This window comes from Ferruginibacter sp., from assembly GCF_031430955.1.
Lineage (GTDB): Bacteria > Bacteroidota > Bacteroidia > Chitinophagales > Chitinophagaceae > Ferruginibacter.
The window spans coordinates 1-2,723 of record NZ_JANPCM010000101.1 but is presented as its reverse complement, the minus strand read 5'-3'; the positions used below and the strand labels follow the sequence as shown (position 1 = coordinate 2,723).

1 protein-coding gene is annotated in these 2,723 nt (G+C 34.7%); it reads right to left on the bottom strand.

Annotated elements, in window-relative coordinates; all coding sequences use genetic code 11:
* The coding region (locus tag ACY65O_RS02780) for a DEAD/DEAH box helicase (RefSeq protein WP_462219328.1) at positions 1–2,363 on the bottom strand (2,363 nt) is incomplete at its 3' end.
* Positions 2,364–2,723: the final 360 nt, after the last annotated feature.

Below are 2,723 nucleotides of genomic sequence, written 5' to 3'. Positions count from 1 at the left end.
GTTTCATAATAAATAATATCACGAATGGCATCCTCGTTAAAAACCATCACTTCGGTTTGTATGGGTTGCCGGTTTGGTGGTGGGGTATTAATGATGCTCAGGTCTCTTGCACCCATCAAACTAAACTGTAAAGTTCTTGGGATTGGGGTGGCCGTTAGTGTAAGCGAATCAACCGTTGCCCTTATTTGTTTTAATTTTTCTTTTGCAGCCACACCAAATTTTTGCTCCTCATCAATGATCATTACACCCAAATCTTTAAACTTAACATCTTTACTCAGCAAAGCATGTGTACCAATAATGATGTCAATTTTTCCTTCGGCTAATTTTGCAAGTGTTTCTTTTTTTTCTTTAGAAGATTTAAAGCGGTTGATAAAATCTACTGTTACCGGAAAATCTTTTAAGCGTTCTCCAAAAGTTTTATAATGTTGATACGCAAGAATAGTTGTAGGCACTAATACAGCAGCCTGCTTTCCATCACAGCAACTTTTAAAAGCGGCACGTATTGCTATTTCTGTTTTACCAAAACCCACATCACCACAAACCAAACGGTCCATTGGCGATGGTTTTTCCATATCACGTTTTACATCTTCTGTTGCTTTGCCCTGGTCGGGTGTATCTTCATAAATAAAACTGGCTTCCAGTTCTGTTTGCATATAATTATCGGGGCTGAATGCAAAACCTTCCTGGCTTTTTCTTTGTGCGTAAAGTTTTATTAAATCGGTAGCAATATCTTTTACCTGCTTTTTTGTTTTGTCTTTTAATTTATTCCAAACATCACTGCCTAATTTATTCATTTTAGGAATGCTGCCTTCCTTACCACTGTACTTTCCTATTTTATGTAAACTGGAAATATTTACATACAACAAATCGCCATCTTTATATTGAATACGCACTGCTTCCTGCAATCTTCCATTGGCTTCTATTTTTTGTAAGCCGCTGTACACACCAACGCCATGATCGATATGTGTTACATAATCTCCGGGTTGTAATTCCCTTAATGTTTTTAAAGTAAGCGCTTTGTTTTTACTAAAGGCCTGTTTTACTTTGTATTTATGATAGCGTTGAAAAATTTGATGATCCGTATAACAAACACATTTTAAATCATCATCAATAAAACCTTCGTGGATAGATGTGGGAATGGGTATTACATTTATATCGGCTTTTAAATCCTGGAATATGATATGTAATCTTTCTAGCTGCTTAGGATTTTCTGCAAATAAATAAATGTTGTATTTTTTTGCTTCGTACTCTTTTAAATTTCTAATTAAAATTTCAAACTGCCTGTTAAAAGCAGGCTGCTCTTTTATTGCATATTCAATATTGATTATTGATTGTTGATTATTTTTCTGAAAATAAGCTTTGCTTCCAAATTCAATAATATGCCTGAGTTGAATTTGTTCTTCAATACTATCAGCACTTACAAAATCATTTACTGTAAAATCTTTTCTGGTTAAGTTGTCTTCCGTTTCTTCAATGGTAGTTTTTATTACAACCTCCGCATTCCAAATACCAAACGATTCTTCCTCCTGTAAAATTTTTTCTTTAATAAAATTCCAATCCTCACTCCATACCACAGCATTCTCCGGTAAAAATTCAAGAAATGAAATTTTTTCTCCGGTTTCATTTTGTAAAATATCTACATTGGGGATGATGTTTACCTGCAATAATTTTCTTTCACTCAATTGAGTTTCGGGATCAAAAATTCTTATACTGTCCACCTCGTTGCCAAACAATTCTATGCGGTAAGGTTTTTCGTTACCAAAAGAATAGATATCCAGAATGCCACCACGTACAGCAAACTGCCCGGGCTCGTAAACAAAATCGGTTCTTTCAAAACCATAGTCAACAAATTTTCCTAAAATGTCGTTTACATCAAGTGTATCACTTTGCTTAACCGAAATAATATTATCTGAAAGTGTTTTTGATAACACTACTTTTTCAAATAAAGCTTCGGGATAGGTGATGATGATATTTTTATTGTTGCCCCCTGCTAATCTTGTTAACGCCTCAGTACGCAGCATTACATGGCTGGGGTTTAGCAGGCTGTAATTTTTTTTATTTTTAAAAGAAGAAGGAAAATAAAAAAGGTTTAAAGCGCCGGTTAAATTTTCTAACGTGTTATGAAAATAAGCGGCTTCTTCCGCATCCCGTAAAATAATTAAATGATTGAGCTGGCTGGCAGAAGGATTATTAAAAACTGATGCTATTATAAATTGTGAGGCACTACCATGAAGGCCGGATAAGTGAATTCGCTGGGGTTTAGACAATGTGATGCAATCCACTATTTTAAAACAGCGGGGGTCATTTGCATAATCTTTCAACAACACTTCCAAATTCATTGCGGCTGCAAATATAAGATACATTTTTGTAGAAGGCTGTCTTAAAAATACCCAGCGATTGTCATTTTGAGATTATCGAAATATTACAATCGCTGGCAAACAAATCTGTAGCCATTTCGATAAAATCAATGTGATAGATTTCTTTGCTTTTGAGATAGTCTCTAAAAAAATGCGATAATTGTGTAAGACAATATTTTTTGTATCTTTCTAACCAAAACTAATAAAATGGCTATAGAACCCTGGCGCACAGCAAAAGTTATTAAAATTGAAAATGAAACCACTAACACCAGAAGATTTTGGTTACAGGTACCCGAGCTGGAAAGCTTCGATTATAAACCCGGCCAGTTTGTAACACTGGATTTGCCCATACATGAAAAAACAAAT